At 63.2% G+C, this 4,750-nt stretch carries 5 protein-coding genes; all 5 read right to left on the minus strand.

Going from position 1 to position 4,750, the window contains the following annotated elements:
- Positions 1–118: 118 nt before the first annotated feature.
- The 5 genes from phoU to pstS all read right to left on the minus strand — a co-directional run bounded on the left by phoU (position 119) and on the right by pstS (position 4,731).
- The gene (gene phoU, locus AC1DYI_RS26820) at positions 119–835 is read right to left on the minus strand and encodes a phosphate signaling complex protein PhoU (protein WP_477207177.1); all 717 of its coding nucleotides are present in this window, start codon (positions 833–835) and stop codon (positions 119–121) included.
- Positions 836–927: 92 nt separating this feature from the next.
- Positions 928–1,713 carry a phosphate ABC transporter ATP-binding protein PstB gene (gene pstB / locus AC1DYI_RS26825; RefSeq protein WP_374562465.1) on the minus strand — a complete coding sequence of 262 codons (786 nt, stop codon included), beginning with the start codon at positions 1,711–1,713 and terminating at the stop codon, positions 928–930.
- 18 nt (positions 1,714–1,731) lie between these two features.
- Positions 1,732–2,601, minus strand: coding sequence for a phosphate ABC transporter permease PstA (gene pstA, locus AC1DYI_RS26830; protein WP_477207178.1), 870 nt, complete (start codon positions 2,599–2,601; stop codon positions 1,732–1,734).
- On the minus strand, positions 2,598–3,575 hold the full coding sequence (gene pstC, locus AC1DYI_RS26835; protein WP_477207179.1) for a phosphate ABC transporter permease PstC: 978 nt from the start codon (positions 3,573–3,575) through the stop codon (positions 2,598–2,600). Before pstC ends, pstA begins: the two co-directional genes overlap by 4 nt.
- 142 nt (positions 3,576–3,717) lie before the next feature.
- A complete protein-coding gene (pstS, locus tag AC1DYI_RS26840; RefSeq protein WP_477207180.1) occupies positions 3,718–4,731 on the minus strand; it encodes a phosphate ABC transporter substrate-binding protein PstS in 1,014 nt (337 codons plus the stop codon).
- Between the last annotated feature and the right edge of the window lie 19 nt (positions 4,732–4,750).

Consider the following 4,750-nt stretch of genomic DNA (forward strand, 5'->3'; position numbering starts at 1 on the left):
CAGCGTGACGCAGGTTGATCGCGATCAGCTCGGCAATCGCCGCTTCGTCTTCGACGACGAGCACGGTGGGCATGGGTCAGGTTCTCCGTTCTTCGCGCAAGGGGGTGGTCCAGGTGGCTCAGTTGCGCGTCAGCGCGATCGATTCCACCGTTTCGACCGGGTTGTGCCGCACATCCCGGCCCTTGACGATGTAAATGATCTGCTCGGCCAGGTTCTTCGCGTGGTCGCCCACGCGCTCGATGGCCTTGGCCACGAACACCAGGTCGATGCTGGCGGAGATGGTGCGCGGGTCTTCCATCATGTAGGTGATGAGTTTGCGCATCAGGCCGTCGAACTCGGCGTCGATCTGGTTGTCGTTCTTGATCACGTCCAGCGCTTGCACCGTGTCCAGCCGGGCAAAGGCGTCCAGCGCCTTGCGCAGCGACTCGATGGCCAGCTTGGCCTCGAACGACACGTCGCCAACTGGCAGCCGCAGGCGGCTGAAGACGCCGGTGTTGATCAGGCGTTGCACGGTGCGCGCGATGCGAGCGGCTTCGTCGCCGACGCGCTCGAGGTTGCCAATGGTCTTGCTGATCGCGATCAGCAAGCGCAGGTCACGCGCGGTGGGTTGGCGACGGGCAATGATGGCCGACAGGTCGGCGTCGATGTCGACTTCGAGCTGGTTGACCCGCTCTTCCATCTGCAGCACTTGCGTCGCCGTCTCGGCGCTGAAATTGGTCAGCGCGTAGATGGCCTGGGCCACCTGGGCTTCGACCAGACCGCCCATTTCGAGCACGCGGGTCGAGACGCCGCTGAGTTCAGCGTCGAATTGGGTGGAGAGATGCTTGTCGCTCATTGTTGTGCCTTTGCGTTGCGTAGTGGCTTCGACCCGCTTCGCTTGACTTCGCTGAAGCGAAGTCAGTCTGCGCCGCTACATCACTGGGAGATTCAGCCGAATCTCCCAGTGATGTAGTCTTCAGTGTCCTTCTTCTGCGGCTTCATGAAGAGGTCTCGCGTCGGGCCGAACTCGATCAGGTCGCCGAGGTACATGTAGGCGGTGTAGTCGGACACGCGGGCCGCCTGCTGCATGTTGTGGGTCACGATGACCACGGTGTAGTCGCTCTTCAGCTCGTGGATCAGCTCTTCAACCTTGCCGGTGGAGATCGGGTCCAGCGCCGAGCAGGGTTCGTCGAGCAGCAACACCTCAGGTTTGATCGCGATGCCGCGCGCAATGCACAGCCGCTGCTGCTGGCCACCGGACAGGCCCGAGCCGCTCTGGCCCAGCTTGTCCTTCACCTCGTTCCACAGCGCCGACTTTTTCAGCGCCCATTCGACGCGCTCATCCATCTCGACCCGAGACAGGTTCTCGAACAGCTTCACGCCGAACGCAATGTTGTCGTAGATCGACATCGGGAACGGCGTCGGCTTCTGAAAGACCATGCCGACCTTGGCACGGATCAGCGACACGTCCAGCCGCTTGTCCAGCACGTTCTCGCCGTCGACCAGGATCTCGCCTTCGGCGCGCTGCTCGGGGTAGAGCTCGAACATGCGGTTGAAGGTGCGCAGCAGCGTGGACTTGCCGCAACCCGACGGGCCGATGAAGGCGGTGACCTTCTTCTCGGGGATGTTCAGATTGATGTGCTTCAGCGCGTGGAAGCTGCCGTAGTAGAAATTCAGGTCGCGCACCGCGATCTTGGATTTCTCGGTGACAGACAAGTCGACTTTCGCGTCCATGATGCTTTCGCGTTTCGGTCAGTGTTTGTTGCGGAACAGCACGCGCGCCAGGATATTGAGCGCGAGCACGCCGAGCGTGATCAGAAAGACGCCGGCCCAGGCCAACTGTTGCCAGTTCTCGTAAGGGCTCATCGCAAACTTGAAGATCGTCACCGGCAGGCTGGCCATCGGCTCGGACAGGTTCGAAGTCCAGAACTGGTTTGACAAGGCGGTGAAGAGCAGCGGCGCTGTCTCACCCGACACCCGAGCCAGCGCCAGCAGCACACCGGTCACGACACCGGCACGGGCTGCCTTCAACGTGATCGACAGGATGACCTTCCACTTCGGCGTGCCCAGCGCATAGGCCGCCTCGCGCAGCGCATTCGGCACCAGGCTCAGCATGTTCTCAGTCGTGCGGATGACGACCGGGATCACGATCAGCGCCAGGGCCAGCACACCCGCCCAGCCCGAGAAGGACTTGAAGCGCGACACGACCACGGCGTAGATGAACAGGCCGATCACGATCGATGGAGCCGACAGCAGGATGTCGTTGATGAACTGCGTCGTGCGGCCGAGCCACGTGCGCTGCCCGTACTCGGCCAGGTAGATGCCGGCCATGATGCCGATCGGCGTGCCGATCAGCGTGGCCAGCCCCACCATCATCAACGAACCGTAGATCGCGTTGGCCAAGCCGCCAGTCTCGGCCTGCGGCGGAGGTGTCATCTCGGTGAAGACCTGCCAGCTCAGTCCACCCAGGCCCAGGTGCACGGTCTCGAAGAGGATCCAGATCAGCCAGAAGACGCCAAACGCCATGGCGCCGAGCGAGAGCGCCAGCGCGATGACATTGACGCGCTTGCGCTTGCGGTGCATGGCCAGGCGGCCGGCATCGAGACTTGCCAAGGAGGTCATGACTTGCTGCCCTCGCTCTTCTTCAACTGCGCGAGCAAGATCTTCGAGAAGGCCAGCACGACGAAGGTGATGAAGAACAACACCAGGCCCAGGTAGATCAGCGAGGCTTGGTGCAGGCCCTCACCCGCCTCGGCGAACTCGTTGGCCAGCGCCGAAGTGATGCTATTGGCCGCCTCGAACACCGAGATCGAATTCAGCTGGTTCATGTTGCCGATGAGAAAGGTCACCGCCATCGTTTCACCCAGCGCACGGCCCAGCCCCAGCATGACGCCGCCGACGACACCGGTCTTCGTATAAGGCAGCACCACGTTCCAGACCACCTCCCAGGTGGTCGAGCCCAGCCCATAGGCCGACTCTTTCAGCATCGGTGGTGTCACCTCGAACACGTCGCGCATCACCGAGGCGATGAACGGGATGATCATGATCGCCAGGATGATGCCGGCCGATAGCAGGCCAATGCCCACCGGCGGGCCGGAGAAAAGCGCACCCAGCACCGGCACACCCTTGAAGATGTGTTGCAGCGGCTGCTGCACATAGGTGGCGAGCAGCGGGCTGAAGACCAGCAAACCCCACATGCCGTAGACGATGGACGGCACAGCCGCCAGCAACTCAATCGCGACGCCCAGCGGGCGCTTCAGCCACTGCGGCGACAACTCGGTCAGGAACAGCGCGATGCCAAAGCTCACCGGCACCGCGATCAGCAGCGCGATACCCGAAGTCATCAGCGTGCCGTAGATCATCACCAGGCCACCGTAGTGGTCCTGCACCGGATCCCACTCGCTACGCCAGAGGAAACTCAGGCCATATTCGCGAATCGCCGGCGCGGCGCCAGCGATCAGGGACAGCAAGATGCCCAACAGCAGCGCGAGGGTCAGCCAGGCGGCCCCGTGCGCGGCCAGGGCAAACAGCCGGTCGGCCCAGGGGGCGCGCATTGCGCGCCCGCCCGGACGCCCTGCCGGAGACGATCGTTCCATGGACAGCTTGTTGGCAATGGGGCTGGCCGGCAGTGTAGCGGTCACCTTGCGCTCCTTCTTGCGGCTTCGGCCGGCCCCGCGGCCCTGAAGGCGCGCGGGGTGTGCCGGCAACGGCTTGGTGTCGTGGCGGGCCTCGTGAGGCTTACTTGTAGGTGACCGGCTTGCCAGCCCCATCCTTCACTTCGGCCCACTGCTTGTGCACCAAGGCCTTCACAGCGTCCGGCAGCGGAACGTATTCCAGCTCGGCGGCCATCTTGTCGCCATTGCCGTAGGCCCAGTCGAAGAACTTCAGCGAAGTCGTGGCTTGCTCGGGCTTGGCCTGCACCTTGTGCATCAGGATGAAGGTGGCGCCGGTCAGCGGCCACGAATCCTTGCCGGGCTGCTCGGTCAGCACTTGGTAGAAGGTCTTGGACCAGTCGGCGTTAGCCGCCGCGGCCTTGAAGTTCAGGTCGTCCGGCGCGACAAAATTGCCGTCCTTGTTCTTCAGCAGCACGTGCGCCATCTTGTTCTGCTTGGCGTAGGCGTACTCGACRTARCCGATCGAGTTCGGCAGGCGCTGCACRTACKRGGCCACACCTTCGTTGCCCTTGCCGCCCGCACCGGTCGGCCAGTTCACCGCSGTGCCTTCACCRACCTTGGMCTTCCASTCGGCGTTCACCTTGCTCAGGTAGTTGGTGAAGATGAAGCTGGTGCCCGAACCATCGGCGCGGCGAACCACGGCGATGTCGGCGTCCGGCAGTGCGACGCCCGGATTCAGCGCGCCGATCGACGCGTCGTTCCACTTCGTCACTTTGCCCAGGAAGATGTCGCCCAGCACCTGGCCGGTGAGCTTCAGTTGGCCAGGGTTCAGGCCCTTGACGTTGATCACCGGCACCACGCCGCCGATCACCGTGGGGAACTGGAACAAACCGTCAGCGGCCAGCTCTTCGTCCTTCAGCGGCATGTCGGACGCGCCRAAATCGACCGTCTTGGACTTGATCTGCTTGATGCCGGCACCCGAGCCGACCGACTGGTAGTTGATGCGTGCGCCGCTCGCCTTGTTGTAGGCATCAGCCCACTTGGCATAGACAGGGGCCGGGAACGAGGCACCGGCGCCGGTGACGTCCTGGGCGAAAGCAACTGGCGCCAGCGCGATCGCGGCAATACCAACCCACAGGGGGCGAACAAGGGAAGTC

It is taken from the genome of Ideonella sp. P3_A4 (genome assembly GCF_056403075.1).

Coding starts and splice junctions, on each gene's coding strand:
- pstC (WP_477207179.1), bottom strand. CDS start 3,575: ATGGAACGATCGTCTCCGGCAGGGCGTCCGGGCGGGCGCGCAATGCGC.
- pstA (WP_477207178.1), bottom strand. CDS start 2,601: ATGACCTCCTTGGCAAGTCTCGATGCCGGCCGCCTGGCCATGCACCGC.
- pstB (WP_374562465.1), bottom strand. CDS start 1,713: ATGGACGCGAAAGTCGACTTGTCTGTCACCGAGAAATCCAAGATCGCG.
- phoU (WP_477207177.1), bottom strand. CDS start 835: ATGAGCGACAAGCATCTCTCCACCCAATTCGACGCTGAACTCAGCGGC.